The 16,058-nt window shown below is 62.2% G+C and carries 15 protein-coding genes; 6 read left to right on the top strand and 9 right to left on the bottom strand.

Annotated features, from left to right (window positions below; translation table 11 throughout):
* Nucleotides 1-39: 39 nt before the first annotated feature.
* Genes ACPW75_RS13795 through ACPW75_RS13805 form a run of 3 tightly spaced genes read left to right on the top strand, consistent with a single transcriptional unit; the run spans nucleotide 40 to nucleotide 3,906 of the window.
* On the top strand, nucleotides 40-960 hold the full coding sequence (locus tag ACPW75_RS13795) for an AAA family ATPase (RefSeq protein WP_077096068.1): 921 nt from the start codon (nucleotides 40-42) through the stop codon (nucleotides 958-960).
* Nucleotides 960-1,946, top strand: coding sequence for a DUF58 domain-containing protein (locus ACPW75_RS13800; protein WP_077096067.1), 987 nt, complete (start codon nucleotides 960-962; stop codon nucleotides 1,944-1,946). Before ACPW75_RS13795 ends, ACPW75_RS13800 begins: the two co-directional genes overlap by 1 nt.
* Nucleotides 1,933-3,906: a transglutaminaseTgpA domain-containing protein gene (locus ACPW75_RS13805; RefSeq protein ID WP_252410852.1), complete on the top strand. Its 1,974-nt coding sequence runs from the start codon at nucleotides 1,933-1,935 to the stop codon at nucleotides 3,904-3,906. Before ACPW75_RS13800 ends, ACPW75_RS13805 begins: the two co-directional genes overlap by 14 nt.
* Nucleotides 3,907-3,982: 76 nt before the next feature.
* On the opposite strand, the gene ACPW75_RS13810 is transcribed toward ACPW75_RS13805, so the two are convergent.
* Nucleotides 3,983-5,425 (bottom strand): alanine/glycine:cation symporter family protein, encoded by a 1,443-nt coding sequence (locus ACPW75_RS13810; protein ID WP_011706925.1) that lies wholly within the window; start codon nucleotides 5,423-5,425, stop codon nucleotides 3,983-3,985.
* Between the two features lie 743 nt (nucleotides 5,426-6,168).
* On the opposite strand from ACPW75_RS13810, the gene tal reads away from it, so the two are divergent.
* Complete coding sequence (gene tal / locus ACPW75_RS13815) at nucleotides 6,169-7,119, top strand: transaldolase (RefSeq protein WP_016351598.1); 951 nt, start codon at nucleotides 6,169-6,171, stop codon at nucleotides 7,117-7,119.
* A 160-nt stretch (nucleotides 7,120-7,279) separates the two neighbouring features.
* Nucleotides 7,280-7,462 carry a DUF3545 family protein gene (locus ACPW75_RS13820; RefSeq protein ID WP_016351599.1) on the top strand — a complete coding sequence of 61 codons (183 nt, stop codon included), beginning with the start codon at nucleotides 7,280-7,282 and terminating at the stop codon, nucleotides 7,460-7,462.
* A 51-nt stretch (nucleotides 7,463-7,513) separates the two neighbouring features.
* Here ACPW75_RS13820 and ACPW75_RS13825 read toward each other — a convergent pair whose 3' ends face one another.
* Together ACPW75_RS13825 and ung are read right to left on the bottom strand one after the other, a co-directional pair.
* A complete protein-coding gene (locus tag ACPW75_RS13825; RefSeq protein ID WP_077096066.1) occupies nucleotides 7,514-8,062 on the bottom strand; it encodes a hemerythrin domain-containing protein in 549 nt (182 codons plus the stop codon).
* 158 nt (nucleotides 8,063-8,220) lie between these two features.
* On the bottom strand, nucleotides 8,221-8,889 hold the full coding sequence (gene ung, locus ACPW75_RS13830) for a uracil-DNA glycosylase (RefSeq protein WP_077096065.1): 669 nt from the start codon (nucleotides 8,887-8,889) through the stop codon (nucleotides 8,221-8,223).
* Nucleotides 8,890-9,718: 829 nt separating this feature from the next.
* Here ung and grcA point away from each other — a divergent pair.
* Nucleotides 9,719-10,099, top strand: coding sequence for an autonomous glycyl radical cofactor GrcA (gene grcA, locus ACPW75_RS13835; RefSeq protein ID WP_011706929.1), 381 nt, complete (start codon nucleotides 9,719-9,721; stop codon nucleotides 10,097-10,099).
* 131 nt (nucleotides 10,100-10,230) lie between these two features.
* On the opposite strand, the gene ACPW75_RS13840 is transcribed toward grcA, so the two are convergent.
* From ACPW75_RS13840 to prfA, 6 genes are all read right to left on the bottom strand, one after another.
* Nucleotides 10,231-11,511: a dicarboxylate/amino acid:cation symporter gene (locus ACPW75_RS13840; protein ID WP_029304184.1), complete on the bottom strand. Its 1,281-nt coding sequence runs from the start codon at nucleotides 11,509-11,511 to the stop codon at nucleotides 10,231-10,233.
* A 306-nt stretch (nucleotides 11,512-11,817) separates the two neighbouring features.
* Complete coding sequence (gene kdsA, locus ACPW75_RS13845) at nucleotides 11,818-12,672, bottom strand: 3-deoxy-8-phosphooctulonate synthase (protein WP_011706931.1); 855 nt, start codon at nucleotides 12,670-12,672, stop codon at nucleotides 11,818-11,820.
* A 175-nt stretch (nucleotides 12,673-12,847) separates the two neighbouring features.
* Complete coding sequence (locus tag ACPW75_RS13850) at nucleotides 12,848-13,648, bottom strand: SirB1 family protein (RefSeq protein WP_011706932.1); 801 nt, start codon at nucleotides 13,646-13,648, stop codon at nucleotides 12,848-12,850.
* Nucleotides 13,649-13,659: 11 nt separating this feature from the next.
* A complete protein-coding gene (locus ACPW75_RS13855; protein ID WP_077096063.1) occupies nucleotides 13,660-14,043 on the bottom strand; it encodes a SirB2 family protein in 384 nt (127 codons plus the stop codon).
* A gap of 43 nt (nucleotides 14,044-14,086) precedes the next feature.
* Nucleotides 14,087-14,935, bottom strand: coding sequence for a peptide chain release factor N(5)-glutamine methyltransferase (gene prmC / locus ACPW75_RS13860; protein ID WP_049046181.1), 849 nt, complete (start codon nucleotides 14,933-14,935; stop codon nucleotides 14,087-14,089).
* The gene (prfA, locus tag ACPW75_RS13865) at nucleotides 14,935-16,023 is read right to left on the bottom strand and encodes a peptide chain release factor 1 (RefSeq protein WP_011706935.1); all 1,089 of its coding nucleotides are present in this window, start codon (nucleotides 16,021-16,023) and stop codon (nucleotides 14,935-14,937) included. Before prfA ends, prmC begins: the two co-directional genes overlap by 1 nt.
* Nucleotides 16,024-16,058 lie beyond the last annotated feature (35 nt).

Raw genomic sequence — 16,058 nt, forward strand, 5'->3', positions numbered from 1 at the left:
GTATAAGCTGTAGGGGCGGCATCACACAGGGAGGCGCACGTGCAGACACAACCACAGATAACCCGGCTGCTGACGGCACTGGAGCAGGTGATCCTCGGCAAGCCGTTGCAACTCAAGATAGCCCTGGTGACCCTGCTGGCCCGTGGTCACCTGCTGATCGAGGATCTGCCCGGCATGGGCAAGACCACCCTGGCCCATGCCCTGGCGCAGGTGCTGGGGCTCGACTGCCGGCGGGTGCAATTCACCGCCGATCTGCTGCCGGCCGATCTGCTGGGGCTGCAGATCTTTGATCCCCACCAGCAGCAGTTTCGCTTTCATCCTGGCCCCGTCTTTGCCCAGGTGCTGCTGGCGGACGAGATCAACCGCGCCAGCCCCAAGGTACAGAGTGCCCTGCTGGAGGCCATGGCCGAAGGCAAGGTGAGTATAGAGGGAGAGAGCCACCCGCTGCCCTCCCCCTTCTTCGTCATCGCCACCCAGAACCCGGCGGATCAGGCGGGCACCTACCCCCTGCCGGAATCCCAGCTCGATCGCTTCGCGGTGCGCCTCTCCCTCGGTTTTCCCACCCCGGAAGCGGAGCGGCGACTGCTGCGCGGGGCCAGCCAGATCGCGCCCCTCGAACGGCAGCTGAGCGCCGCCGAGCTGGCCGCCCTGCAGGCCGAGGCGGAGCAGATCCACCTCTCCGATGCCAGCCTCGACTACCTGTTGGCGCTGGTGCAGCAGAGCCGCTTCGACGCCGACCTGCCGCAACCACTCTCGCCCCGCGCCGCCCAGACCCTGCTGGCGGTGAGCCGGGCCTGGGCCCTGGTTGCGGGCCGCCGCTTCGTCAGCGTGGAGGATGTGCAGGCAGTCTTCCCCTACGTGGCCGAACACAGGCTCAGGGGCAGCTTCGGGGTGCAGCGCGGCGAAGCCTGCCCGCTCAGCCAGCGCCTGCTGGCCCGGGTCGATCCGGATCGCCCCTGATGAACTGGCGCCAGCGCAGGGCCAGGTGGCAACAAGGCTGGCTGGCCCGGCGCATCCCGCCGGCCCGCCAGATCACCCTGCAGGGGCGCTGCCTGTTCATCCTGCCCACCCGGCTCGGCCTCTGGTATCTGCTGGTGATGCTGGCCATCTATCTGCTCGGCACCAACTACCAGAACAACCTGGTGTTGCTGGTGGCCTACGGCCTCGGCAGCCTGTTCATGGTCACCATGTGGCTCACCCACCGCAACCTGCTGGGGTTGTCTCTGCTGGGGGGGCCCACCGTGCTGGGAGAGGCGGGCAGCCCCCTGCCCATGCCCATCACGGTGCGCAGCGAACGGCCGCTGCAGGCACTGCAATTTTCCCTCAATGAAGGGCGGCTTTGGCTGGCGCAGGTGGACGCGGTGCCCCAACCCCTGCTCCTGCCGGTGCTGGGCCCCCGGCGCGGACGCCTGCCGCTGGAGAGGCTGCGGGTGGAGAGCCGCTACCCCCTCGGCCTGTTTCATTGCTGGACGCTGCTGGACCTGCAGCTGGAGGGCTGGCTCGCGCCGGCTCCCGAGTATGGCCCCCTGCGCGGGGAGACCGCGACCGATGCAGCGGGTAGTCGGGGGCAGCCTACCCCGGCTTCGATGGGGGATTTCGACATGCTGCGGGCCCACCAGAGCGGGGAGCCGCTGAGCCGGGTCGCCTGGAAGCAGCTCGCCCAGGGACGCGGCCTGCTGGTAAAGCAGTTCTGCGAGCCGGGGCAGGATGATACCCACCTCAGCCTGCCGCGGGTCGGCGGCCGGGATCTGGAGCAGCGGCTGGCGGTGCTCACCTGGTGGTGTGATGACTATGCCAAGCGGGGCATTCCCTTCAGCCTGACGCTGGCGGCCCAGACGCTCGGGCCGGACAGCGGCGCCGCCTTTTTACAGCGCTGCCGGCTGGCGCTGGCCCGCGTCGATACCGTGGAGTCACAGCAGGAGGTCGACCTCGATGCTGCTCGATAACCGGCGCCTGCTGCCGCTGCTCGCCCTGCTGCAGCTGCTGCTGATCCCGGCACTCTGGCCCCAGCTGCAACTCTGGGTGGTGGCCGTTTCACTGCTCACTCTGGGCATGCGGGCCATGATGCTGTGGCGGGGCTGGCGCCCGCCGCCCGCTGCCGCGCTGGCACTGCTGGCCATGCTGGGTGTGGCGCTGCTTGGCTGGCAGTGGCGCCAGCTCGGCACCCTGCCGGCCCTCATCAACCTGCTCTGGCTCGGCTACGGCCTCAAGCTCATCGAGGTACGGCGAGAGCGGGATGTGGAGCAGGTGCTGCTGCTCGCCTTCTTTCTCGTCGCGCTGGCGCTGGTGCAACGGCAAAGCATGGGGTGGGCCCTGGCGATGACGGGGGCGCTCTGGCTGGCGGTCACCACGCTGCTGGCGGCGGTGCAGCCCCTCGGCCAGCGACTGTGGCGCCGTGCCGGGCTCATCCTGCTGCTGGCCATCCCCCTGCTGCTCACCCTATTTCTGCTGCTGCCAAGGCTGGCGCCGCTGTGGCAGATGCCGAGCAGCAGCCGCGCCCTTTCCGGCCTCTCGGAGGAGGTGGCCCCCGGCGACATCAGCGAGCTGGTCAACTCCTCCGAGCTTGCCTTTCGCATCACCTTCGCCGCCGCCCCGCCCCCGCCGAAGGAGCGCTACTTCCCGCTGATGCGCCAGGAGCTGTTCGATGGCCGGCGCTGGTTGCTCAGCGACCAGGTGCGCCGCTGGCAACAATCCCAATCCGTGCAGATGCTGCCGGCGGCCAACCCGGCGACGCCGCTGCCGGCCGGCAGTTATCAGGTGATCGCCGAGCCCCAGCGCCTGCGCTGGACCCTGGCCCTGGCCGACCCCGAGGTGTTGAGCGGCCCGGTCACCTTGAGCCCCCTCACCACCCTCTATCGCCAGGATCGGGGGGATGGCCGTGTCAGCTACCGGGTCAGCACGGCCGCCATGGCGCCACCTGCCGATGACGCTGCCCGTCACCTCAACCTGCAGTTGCCCGCCAGTGGCAACCCCAAGGCCCGGGCCCACGCCCTGGCGCTCAAGGCCCGCCATCCGGCGCCAGAGGCGCTGGCCGCCGCCCTGCTGGGCGAGTTTCGCCAAGGCGACTTCTACTACACCCTGCAGCCGCCGCGGCTGGGGCAAGACGGGGTGGATGATTTTCTGTTCGAGAGCCGGCGCGGCTTTTGTGGTCACTACGCCACGGCCACCGCCTTCGTGCTGCGGGCGGCCGGCGTCCCGGCCCGGCTGGTGACCGGCTACCTCGGCGGTGAGTGGAATCCGAGGGGCAACTATCTGGAGGTGCATCAGTTTGATGCCCACGCCTGGGTGGAGTATCTGGATGAGCAGAACCGCTGGCAGCGGCTCGATCCCACCGCCGCAGTGGCCCCCCAGCGCATCGAGGGGGGCATGCCGGCGGCCCTTGGTGGCGAGTTCGCCGCCGCGGACCCCCTCTCCCTGCAGCGTTATCGCAACTGGGCTCTGCTCAACCAGTTGCGCTGGTGGGGGGCCAATCTCGATTACCAATGGACCCGCTGGGTGCTCAACTATGATGCCGCCAGCCTGTGGCAGCAGCTGGGACAACGCTGGCCGGTGCTGGCCGGCCATACTCACTGGCTGATCCTAGCCGCCCTGCTGGGGGTAGCCAGCCTGGTAGGCGGCCTGCTGATCTGGCGCGGCCCGGCTCCACTGCCCCTGCGGCTATGGCAGCCTCTGCGCCGGCGCGCCGCGCGCCATGGCTGGCAGCCCTTGGCGGGGGAGAGCCTGGCCAGCTGGTGCGAGCGCCTCGCCGACCTCAGACCCTTTCTCACGCGGCCGCTGCAACAGGGCGCCTGGCTCTACCGGCGCTGGCGTTATGCCCCCTTGTCGGCGGCGCAGCGTCACCGCACTCTGCGCCAGCTGCGACGACGGCTGCGCCAGATCTGCCGGCGCTGGGATGCCTACAGCTGACGGCGGTGAAAACGACGCCCAAACGAAAGGGGAGCCAGTTGCTCCCCTTGTTGTCAGACAACGGCGACTGCGAGGCTTATGCCTGCTTGCTGTTTTGCGCCGGATTGTCCCAGATCCCCTCTTCCAGCTGGCTGCGGATCTCGGGGTACTTGTTGGCGTCGAAGGTGGGCACCTTGCCCAGCTTGAGCTGGTCGTTGTAGTCCCGCGCCAGCTTGATGGCCACCCCGGAGAGCAGCAGAATCGCCACCAGGTTGACGATGGCCATCAGCCCCATGGAGACATCCGCCATGGCCCACACGGTCGGCAGCTCGCCCACCGAGCCGAACATCACCATGCCCAGCACGAACATCCGGAACAGCATCAGGCCGCCCTTGTGGTTGTGCTCGAGGAACACCAGGTTGGTCTCGGCGTAGGAGTAGTTCGCCACGATGGAGGTGAAGGCGAAGAAGAAGATGGCCGCCGCGATGAAGATGTTGCCACCGCCACCGATCTGGGAGGAGAGCGCCCTTTGGGTCAGCTCCACCCCGGTGATGCCGGAGCCCGGTTCAAACTGGCCGGACATCAGGATGATGGCGGCAGTACAGGTACAGATGACGATGGTATCGAGGAACACCCCCAGCATCTGCACATAGCCCTGGGAGGCCGGGTGCGGCGGATAGGGCGTCGCGGTTGCGGCGGCGTTGGGAGCGGAGCCCATACCGGCTTCGTTGGAGAAGAGACCGCGCTTGATGCCGTTGATCATCGCCTGGGAGATGGCGTAGCCCAGCGCACCGGAGCCGGCCTGCTCAAGACCGAAGGCAGACTTGATGATGAGGCTGAATACCCCCGGCAGCTCGCTGATGTTCATGGCCACCACGAACAGCGCCATCAGGATGTAGGCCAGCGCCATGAAGGGCACGACCAGCTCGGCGAAACGGGCAATGCCGCGAATGCCGCCGAAGATGATGAGACCGGAGAGAACCACCAGCGCCAAACCGCTGACCCAGTCGGGGATGCCGAAGGCCACGTTCATCGCCAGGCTGATGGAGTTGGCTTGTACCGCGTTGAACACCAGACCGAACGCCAGGATCAGGCAGAGCGAGAACAACACCCCCATCCAGCGCATGCCGAGCCCCTTCTCCATGTAGTAGGCGGGGCCGCCACGGTAGTTGCCGTCCTCATCCTTGACCTTGTAGAGCTGGGCCAGGGTGCTCTCGACGAAGGCGGTCGCCATGCCGATGAAAGCGATCAGCCACATCCAGAAGATGGCACCCGGGCCACCCAGATAGATGGCCACCGCCACCCCGGCCAGATTGCCGGTACCCACGCGGGCGGCAAGGCTGGTACAGAGGGCCTGGAAGGAGGAGATGCCGGCGTTGTCTGATTTGCGGCTGTTGCGCAAGACGGAGAACATGTGGCCGAAGTGGCGGATCTGGATAAAACCCAGGCGGAAGGTGAAGAAGATGCCGACGCCGATGAGCAGGTAGATGAGCACGGCTCCCCACATCAGGTCGTTAATCATTGCGATCAAGGTGTCCATATTTCTCTCGTTGTTATCACATCCATGGTCAGTCTGCGCTGACCCCTTGCTGTCTGTTTCTGAATTTGCGGTTCACTAAAGGGGCGGAATCTAGCATAGCGAGGGAGTTCAGAATAGTGATCGGGATCACTGCGGAAACAAAAAACGAGCGATCCAGTGCATTAAAGCTTCATTTAACTCGCAAAATTTCAACAAAACTGAGAATCCAATCAATCAGCCGACAAATTAGACCCAAAAGAGCACTTTTTGGCAATTATCTACATAGAGGTAGAGCAAGCAAAGAAGGGGGCAAACCATTACGCAAGCGTTTATCCATCCGGGTAGCCAAAACCCCGTTGTTTCGCCAAACGTTTTACACGTAATAAAATTTCAAGAGGCTGATCGGACAATTTGTGTGATCGATGCCACAAAACCGATAATCAACCAAAAAAGTTGTTTTTGGCGGCCGCTAAATTCACTCCGGCAAAAAGGATAAAAGTCGTTTTTTATCAAATACTTTTAGCCACTCTTTCCCACTGCGGCCAGGGAGTGGCTGATAAGCATACAGCCCCCCCTATTGCAGGATGAGCCACATCCGTATTAATTAGGCAGGCAATGACGATGGGGCACACCCATCGCGCTTTTCTGAGCCTGAGTCGCCGGGATTTTGTAATTTTATTTCAGAACTGTCGTCTCATGCCCGCCACCCCCGAGCCAGCACCCTTTGCAAGAGAGTGCGCCCTCATAAAGAGATGATATTTGCCATGGCCGATAAATTAACCCAGCTGAAAGCCCTGACCACAGTTGTCGCCGACACCGGTGATATCGAAGCCATCAAGCGCTACCAGCCCATCGATGCCACCACCAACCCCTCTCTGGTGTTGAAGGCATCCGAGATCCCCGAATACGCGGCGCTGATCGAAGACGCCATCAACTGGGCCAAAGCCCAGAGCCAGGACAAGGCGCAGCAAATCATCGACGCGGGCGACAAGCTGGCGGTCAACATCGGCCTGGAAGTGCTGAAAATCGTCCCGGGCCGCATCTCCACCGAAGTGGATGCCCGTCTCTCCTTCGATACCCAGGCCAGCATCGCCAAGGCCCGCAAACTGATCCGTCTCTACAACGAAGCCGGCATCAGCAATGATCGCATCCTGATCAAGCTGGCCTCCACCTGGGAAGGCATCCGTGCCGCCGAGGTGCTGGAGAAAGAGGGCATCCAGTGCAACCTGACCCTGCTGTTCTCCTTCGCCCAGGCCCGTGCCTGTGCCGAAGCCGGCGCCTTCCTGATCTCCCCGTTCGTCGGTCGCATCCTCGACTGGTACAAGGCCAAGCACAACCGTGACTACACCGCCAGCGAAGATCCGGGCGTGGTTTCCGTCACCTCCATCTACGACTACTACAAGCAGCACGACTACCCGACCGTGGTCATGGGCGCCAGCTTCCGCAATACCGGCGAGATCCTGGAACTGGCCGGCTGCGACCGTCTGACCATTGGCCCGGCCCTGCTGGAAGAGCTGAGCAAAACCGAAGGCGCCGTGGTACGCAAGCTGAACTACACCGGCGAGCGCAAAGCCAAACCGGCTCCGATGACCGAAGCCGAATTCCGCTGGGAACTGAACCAGGACGCCATGGCCCACGAGAAGCTGGGCGAAGGCATCCGCATGTTTGCCATCGACCAGGGCAAGCTGGAAACCATGCTGGCCAGCCGCCTCTGATGAGAGCCGTCATGAGCCGATGAAAACCGGGTTCCCGCAAGGGAACCCGGTTTTTTTATGGGCGCCGGACCCTTGTCATGTGTTCGTCACGAAAACGTTTTATTTTCAATGCCGTTATGTTATACGGATGGTGAAAACGAGAATAACCAAGGAGGGAGCCATGGAAATGTTCAACTTCGAATATGACGATGTAGTTGAGCTCGGTTCACGTAGCCGCGGGACAACGGGAAAGAAACGTAAATGGCGTGAGATTGAGGCGTTGAAAGACAAGCACCGCCTGCAGAAGGAGCTGCAATCCATCGACATCGCCTACGAAGGTCTCTCAGACGAGATCGAACTGTAAAAACAAGGCCCCGGTTAACCGGGGCCTTGTTTTTTAAGAGAGTGTCACCCCTCAGGAAGAGAGCGGCAGCGACAGGCGCTTGGCCAGTGCCTGAAAGTGCTGGCTGATCTCGGGCCCGAACAGGGGATCCCCGATGGCGCGGTTCTGCCAGATCTGTTCGAGGTGACGCCAGTCATCCTCGGTCAGCGAATCGCGCAGATGGGGGAAGATGACCCCCTCCTCGTAGTTCATGTGCGCCTCCTGCAGCGCCACGAACTGCTCCAGCTTGGCGGTAAACTGATCGAGCGGGATCACCGCATCCATCAGGATCATCTCCACCATCTCCTTGAGTTCGGTGCCGGCCTCCAGCAACTTGGCATGCTCAGCCTGCAGCCGGTTGGCGACGTCCCCCTCCACGACCCGGTACTTGAGGTAGTAGTCATAAATGATGTCTTCCTTCGGATGGTGATACTTGTCCGACACCTCCCTCAGGTAATCCACCACATCGCGGATCAGGAAATAGCTGACCCGCTGTTCGTCGCGAATGGCGGCGAGCTTGTGTTTGAGCAGATCCAGCAACCTGGCGATGTTGAGATGGTCCTTGTGCAGACTGGCTAGCATGGGCACTCCTTGCGCTGAAATGAGACGATCCTGTTTCGAGTATACGGTCATTTATCGCGCCAACTTTGCACTCAATCAAGTCATCTGTAGACAAAACAGCGGGTAACGCACAATGCCGCCCCCCTGTTCATGCCCCCGCTCGCCAGCCGTCGGGCCCCTTACTCGCAGACCGAGTGCCAGTTGATGGGGCTCATCCCCTGCTGGCTCAGCAACCGGTTGGTTTCGGAGAAGTGGCCGCAGCCGATGAAGCCGCGATGAGCAGAGAGCGGGCTGGGATGCGGCGCGCTCAGCACGTGATGACGCTGCCTGTCGATGAAGCGCCCCTTCTTCTGGGCATGAGCGCCCCACAGCAGGAAGACCACTCCCTGACAGCTGGCATTGATCTGTTCGATGACCCGGTCGGTGAAGGTCTCCCAGCCCAGATGGGCATGGGAGTGGGCCTGGCCCGCCTGGACCGTCAGCACGGTATTGAGCAGCAGCACTCCCTGTCTGGCCCAGGACTCCAGAAAGCCGTGGTTGGGTGTGACAAAACCCGGCAGGTCCCGCTGCATCTCCTTGTAGATGTTGACCAGCGAGGGGGGCGTGCGCACCCCGGGCAACACCGAGAAGCAGAGACCGTGCGCCTGATTGGGGCCATGATAGGGATCCTGACCCAGGATCACCACCTTGACCTGATCCAGCTCGGTCAGCTTGAAGGCATTGAACACGTCGGTCGCCGGCGGATAGATCACCTTGCCCGCCTCCCGCTCACTCCTGACGGTCGCCAGGGTCGCCTTGAAATAGTCCTGCTCCTTCTCGGAGCCAATTACATCAGTCCAGGTCTGCACCCCAATCTCCTCATTGAATCTGTCCGGATGGACGCCCTGTTACCCCGTGCAGGGTCACACCGCCTGATGCGGGTCGGCACGCCACCATCCTCGATGAATACGGCGGGTTTTGCGGCATGAGGCTTGGCCCATGCCGGGCCATGCGAGCCAGCACGCCGCCATCCTCGCTGAATGCGGCAGGACATGGTGCTGGGCCAGTGCTGGCGTCACCATGCCCTCATTAATGCGGCAAGGGGCTCAGGATAGGGGGCCAGCCCCCGGGACGCAACCTTGGCACCCTCTTCCGAGTCCCCTTGCCCCCGAATGGCAACTGCATGGCAACCGCGTGCAACGACCCCATTCACCCAGTGCCCCCGGCCACTGCGGGCAGCGGGGTCATGGTGACCGTGGCAATCAGCGGCTCGGCTGAGGCAACCTTATATAGATGTGTGAGCAGCAGAGGGAGGGCAAACCTGGCCCAGCCACCTTCACCGCAGGCTTGGCCCCGATGCCCCCACAGGGGAGATGAGATCGGCTCATGCATGACACAAACCTTAAAACATGTAGTTAAATTACTAGATTTAATTAATAGAAGATGCATAATTTAGATATCTTACATAATCAGAAAAATGACCTCTTTTTGATTAATCTCAATAATTTAATCCCTTCCAGCTCGCGCAAACCGCGCATTTTTTGATTTAGATCAATTTTCGTAATATTACCATCGTGGTATATATGACCCAACAAAGTAAAGGTGTAAGGCAAGGGCCCTTTAAATCATCCCGGTGGTTTAAATACATCAGGGTAATTTCCTTACAGTTGAATCCGCTTTCCTATGAGGAGTCATACCATGATCAAGGGCATCCAAATCACCCAGTCTGCCAACGCCGCTCTGCTGAACTCGTTCTGGCTGCTGGACGAAGAGAAGCAACAGGCTCGTTGCATCTGCGCCAAAGGCGATACCTTCGCCGCCGATCAGGAAGTCAGCGTCTCTGACCTGGGCCAGTTCGAATACCGTGAACTGCCGGTACAAGCCGAGCCGGCTGTCGAAGGTGGCCAGCACCTGAACGTCAACGTCCTGCGTCGCGAGACCCTGGAAGATGCCATCGCCAACCCGGAAAAGTACCCGCAGCTGACCATCCGTGTCTCCGGCTACGCCGTGCGCTTCAACGCACTGACCCCGGAACAGCAGCGTGACGTGGTGACCCGCACCTTCACCCAGAGCCTGTAAGTCGCTCTGCAGCAACCGGTATCATGAAAAACGGCCCAAACGGGCCGTTTTTTTTATAGCTTGAATTCACCCACCCGCGCTCGCCGCCCTTGAACGACAGACTGGCAGCGCACGGTGCGGGCATCGGCGGCTCAATGCTGATCCAGCTTGACGGCTTGCGGCGGGTTGCTCAGCGCCTCGTGCATCTGCTGCTCATCGAGCTGATCGCAGTAACGGGCTACCACCAGGGTGGCCACCCCGTTGCCGATGAGGTTGGTCAGGGCGCGGGCCTCCGACATGAAGCGATCGATGCCGAGGATCAGCGCCAACCCGGCCAGCGGCAGGTGGCCCACCGCCGAGATGGTGGCCGCCAGCACGATGAAGCCACTGCCGGTCACCCCGGCGGCCCCTTTCGAGGAGATGAGCAGCACCACCAGCAGGGTGATCTGCTGGAACAGATCGAGCGGGGTGTTGGTGGCCTGAGCGATAAAGATGGCCGCCATGGTCAGATAGATGGAGGTGCCGTCCAGGTTGAAGGAGTAACCGGTCGGGATCACCAGCCCCACCACCGACTTCTTGCAGCCGAGCGCCTCCATCTTCACCAGCATGCGCGGCAATACGGATTCAGAAGAGGAAGTTCCCAGCACGATCAGCAGCTCTTCCCGGATATAGGAAATAAAGCGCAGGATGCTGAAGCCATTCGCTCTGGCAATACTGCCCAGCACCAGGAAAATAAACAGCAGGCAGGTCATGTAGAAGCAGGCAATTAATTGTCCGAGCTGAACCAGCGAGCCGATACCATATTTTCCGATGGTAAAGGCCATCGCGCCAAATGCCCCAACCGGTGCCAGCCGCATGATCATGTTGATGATCCCGAAAATAACCTGGGAGAAGCTGTCGATGACATTGAATATCACTTTGCCCTTCTCGCCGATATGATGCAGGGAGAAGCCGAACAGCACTGCAAATAACAGCACCTGCAGAATGTTGCCGCTGGCGAAGGCGCCGATCACGCTGCCCGGGATCACGTCCAGCAGGAAGGGGATGATGCCCTGAGCCTTGGCCTGCTCGGCGTAGGCGGAGATGGCGCTGGCGTCCAGCGTGGCGGGGTCGACGTTCATGCCCGCCCCCGGTTGCAGCAGGTTGACCACGCACAGCCCGATGATGAGGGCGATGGTGCTGACCACTTCAAAATAGAGCAGCGCGATGGCGCCGGTTTTACCCACCGCTTTCATGCTCTCCATGCCGGCAATACCGGTCACCACGGTGCAGAATATAACCGGAGCGATGATCATTTTGATTAATTTAACGAAACCATCCCCCAGCGGTTTCATGTCCGCACCGAGGTCGGGATATATATGTCCCAGAATGACCCCGAGGGTGATCGCTAACAACACCTGAAAATACAGGCTGCTGACTATTCTTTTCTGCATTCTTAACGTCCTGTCAATTTAATGAGATGTGTCATGGCAGAAATACGCATGCAGCAATCCGTGACGAAATAGTGTTATTTCGCCCGGTTCGTGCCGTTCCCTCATCACAACAGGAGCTACTTTCCCATGTTAAAAAAAACAATTAATAGACATCAATCACACAACAGATTTAACAACATTAACACCACGGAAACCTGGCTGTATTTATTCTGTGATTGATTTATGCTGGCCAGAGAAATAAAAACAGACCGCAAACAAAAATGCCCCGCAGTGCGGGGCATTTTTATTGGGCAAGCAAAGCCGGACTTAGATGGAAGTATCGAGCGGCTCGAAACCCTTGATGAGATCGTCGATGGCCTTCATCTGCTTGAGGAAGCCTTCCAGCTTCTCCAGCGGCAGCGCGCTCGGGCCGTCGCAACGGGCAATCTTGGGGTCCGGGTGGGATTCAATGAACAGACCGGCCAGACCGACCGCCATGCCGGCACGGGCCAGCTCGGTCACCTGCTCGCGGCGACCACCGGAGGCAGCGCCCATGGGATCGCGGCACTGCAGGGAGTGGGTTACGTCGAAGATGACCGGGTAGCCGCCGGTGCTCTTCTTCATCACACCCAGCCCCAGCATGTCCACCACCAGGTTGTCATAACCGAAGTTGGCACCGCGTTCGCACAGGATCAGACGGTCGTTGCCGCACTCCTCGAACTTGTCGGTGATGTTCTTCATCTGGCTTGGGCTCAGGAACTGCGGCTTCTTGATGTTGATGACGTTGCCGGTGCGGGCCATGGCCTCCACCAGATCGGTCTGGCGCGCCAGGAAGGCGGGCAGCTGGATGACGTCGACCACCTCGGCCACCGGTTTGGCCTGATGGGGCTCGTGCAGATCGGAAATGACCGGCATGCCGAAGGTCGCTTTCAGCTCCTGGAAGATCTTCATCCCCTCTTCCAGACCCGGACCGCGGTAGGAGTGGATGGAGGAGCGGTTGGCCTTGTCCCAGCTCGCCTTGAACACGAACGGGATACCCAGCTTGGAGGTCACTTCCACGTACTTCTCGCACACCGCCATCGCCATGTCGCGCGATTCCAGCACGTTCATGCCGCCGAACAACACGAACGGTTTGTCGTTGGCGACGTCGATGCCATTGACCTTGATATTCTTCTGTTCCATCTCAGGCTTCCTTAGGTAAAAGGGCTTGCAGGGCTTGAATCCACATCCGGCCGCGCTGCCCAGGGCAGCGCGGCCTCGATACTCGTCGGTTGCATCTCCCAGGCCTTGCATGCAACGGCATGGGACTCTTCATTCGGCCAGGGCCTCGCCATGCAGCGGGGCCGTTACCCGCCCCTCAGTGGAGGGGCTTGGGGCTCAGATCCAGCGCGGCCAGCTGGGCCTTGAGCACGTCGGCCACCGGATCGTCCGGGCACTGTTCAATAAAGTATTCAAAATCGTCGGCGGCAAAGCGCGGGCAGTCGAGCTGCTCGTAGATGAAGCCGCGATCCCGCGTCTCCAGCGGGTCGCCGGGCTTCATCCGCAGCAGCAGTTCGCTGCAGCGCAGCGCCTCGGTCATCCGGTCTTCCCGCAGCAGGGCACCCTTGCTGACGTTGAGCAGCCGCTCGATGATCTCCCACTGGCCGGCAGGCTGCAGGTGATCCGAGCTGAGGGTGGCCAGATTGCCGAGGGCCCCGCGCAGCAGCAGCTCGATGTGGTGCAGGCTCAGCTCGTCGCCGGTAAAGGGGTCCACATAAACCTCCCCCTCACTGCCGGCAAAGCTCACCAGGAAGTGGCCGGGGAAGCAGATCCCCTCCACGTCCAGCCCGAGCTTGCGCCCCAGCTGAATGATGAGGATGCCAAGGCTGACCGGAATGCCCTGCTTGCGGGCCAGAACCTCGGCCAGATCGCAGTTGGCCACCGAGAAGTAGTCCTGCCAGTCGCCGTGAAACCCTAAGGTCTGGTAGAAGCCCTGCAGCAGCTGGCGGCGCACCTGATCGCAATCCCCTTCCTCGATGGCCTCGTCCAGCCAGGCGTCGAGCCGGGCCAGCTCCGCCGTCCCGCGGCCGCTGATGCCATGGATCTCGTCGCTCACCGACAGCGCCAGCTCGGCGATGTCATGGGCTTCGAAATCGGTCCATTCGTCTACGCGTATCATCGTCATCATCCTTAACCGAACAGGCTGGCCTGCTTGTAGACGGCCAGCTTGGCGATGAAGAAGACCCTGCCGAGGGCTCCCAGAAACGCAAACCAGCGGATGCCGTTACTGCGGGCCAGGCGCAGTGCCATCATGGCCAGAAAAGCCACCACCAGGATGGCGGTCAGCTTTTCGCTGAGCCAGGGGGTGGCGTTGTTGAGCGGGTTGAGATCCAGCACCATGCACAGCAGCACGCCGGAGAGCACCACCAGGCCGTTGAGCCAGCCGCTCAATCTGAGGGTACGGGCGCTGGCGGCGCGGCTCGAGCCGGTCTGCAGCCAATAGAAGCGCAACATGAACATCAGCACCGCCAGGCCTATCAGCAGCAGGTGCAGATGTTTGATAGCAAAATACATAACGTGTCCTTGAACAAAGGCAGGCCCGGCCTGCCCGTCATCATCACTGAGCCAGCCGCCCCAGGGTCACCCGCTCGTTATCGCCGTAATCGCGCACGGTTTCCACCTGAAGGTAGCCCTGCTGCAGCAGGAGTTGACGCACCGCCTCCCCCTGCTGCCAGCCATGCTCCAGCAACAGCCAGCCACCCGGCAACAGATGGGCCGGCGCGCCTGCCACGATCAGCCGGATATCCGCCAGTCCCTGCTCGTCCGCCACCAGGGCGGAGCGGGGCTCGAAGCGTACATCCCCCTCATCGAGATGCGGATCCGCCCCGTCGATGTAGGGCGGGTTGGAGACGATCATCGCAAAGCGCGGCGCCTTGCTTGACGAGGGCGCGACCAGCGGCTCAAACCAGCTGCCGTCGCGCACCTCGATGGGCAGACCGAGGGCGGCGCTGTTGGCACGGGCCAGGGCTGCCGCTGCCGGCATCCTGTCCACCGCCCATACATCGGCATCCGGTCGCTCCGACTTGAGCGCCAGTGCAATGGCGCCGGTGCCGGTGCCCAGATCCAGCACGGCGCAAGGGCCTGCTGGCAGCCGCGCCAGCGCCTGTTCGACCAGCACCTCGGTATCGGGGCGCGGGATCAGGGTGGCCGGGCTCACCTTGAGCGGCAGTGACCAGAACTCCCGCTCGCCGATCAGGTGGGCGATGGGTTCGCCATTGAGACGGCGTTCGAGCCAGCCCTGCAGGGTCGCCTGCTGGGCGGCATCGAGCTCGCGCTCCGGCCAAGTCATCAGGTAGCTGCGCCGGCACTCCAGCAGATGGCAGAGCAGCGCATCGGCATCGGCGCGGGGGGATTCCCCCCCTGCCAGGGTCGCCATGATGTGGGCGCGAGCCTGCTGGATCTGCATCAGTTGCTCTCGGCCAGGGAGGCGAGCTGATCGGCCTGGTACTCCTGGATCATCGGGCTGATGACGCAGTCCAGGTCCCCTTCCATGATCTCGCCGAGGCGATAGAGGGTGAGGTTGATGCGGTGCTCGGAGAGGCGCCCCTGCGGGTAGTTGTAGGTGCGGATACGCTCGGAGCGATCCCCCGACCCCACCAGGTTGCGGCGGGTGCTCTGCTCGGCGGCGCGGTGGCGCTCATCCTCGGCCGCCTGCAGGCGGGCGGAGAGCACCGACATCGCCTTGGCGCGGTTCTTGTGCTGGGAGCGCTCATCCTGGCACTCCACCACCAGGCCGGTGGGCAGGTGAGTGATGCGGATGGCGGAGTCGGTCTTGTTGACGTGCTGACCACCGGCCCCGGAGGCGCGGAAGGTGTCGATCTTCAGCTCCGAAGGGTTGATCTCGATCTGCTCGGCTTCCGGCACTTCCGGCAGCACGGCGACGGTACAGGCGGAGGTGTGCACCCGGCCCTGGGATTCGGTTTCCGGCACCCGCTGCACCCGGTGACCACCGGATTCAAACTTGAGGCGACCGTAGACGTGCTCGCCCTCCACCTTGGCAATTACCTCCTTGTAGCCGCCATGCTCGCCGTCGTTGCAGCTGACGATGGAAACCCGCCAGCCCTGGCGCTCGGCGTAGCGCGAATACATGCGAAACAGATCGCCCGCAAAGATCGCCGCCTCGTCACCGCCGGCACCGGCACGGATCTCCAGGTAGCAGTTGTTGTCATCCTTGGGGTCGCGCGGCAGCAGCATCACCTGCAGCGCCTGCTCCTGCTCCTCGAAGGTCGCCTTGGCCAGCGGCAGCTCCTCCTGCGCCATCTCGCGCAGGTCGGCATCATCCTCTTCCAGCATCTGGCGGGTGGCGTCCAGGTTCTCTTCGGCCTGGCGGAATTGCTGGAAAGCGTGAACGATATCTTCCAGCTGGGCATATTCCCGGGTCAGGGCGCGGTAGCGATCCTGATCCGCGGCCACGTCCGGCTCGCCGAGCATGGCCTGTACTTCTTCGTGGCGCTCGATGAGGCCTTCCAGCTTTCTGATCAGTGACGGGTTCATAAATCTTGTGTTCTCGATGGAGGACGGGACGACCG

The sequence above is a fragment of the Aeromonas sp. FL131 genome (genome assembly GCF_049860615.1).
GTDB classification, from domain to species: Bacteria; Pseudomonadota; Gammaproteobacteria; order Enterobacterales; family Aeromonadaceae; genus Aeromonas; species Aeromonas hydrophila.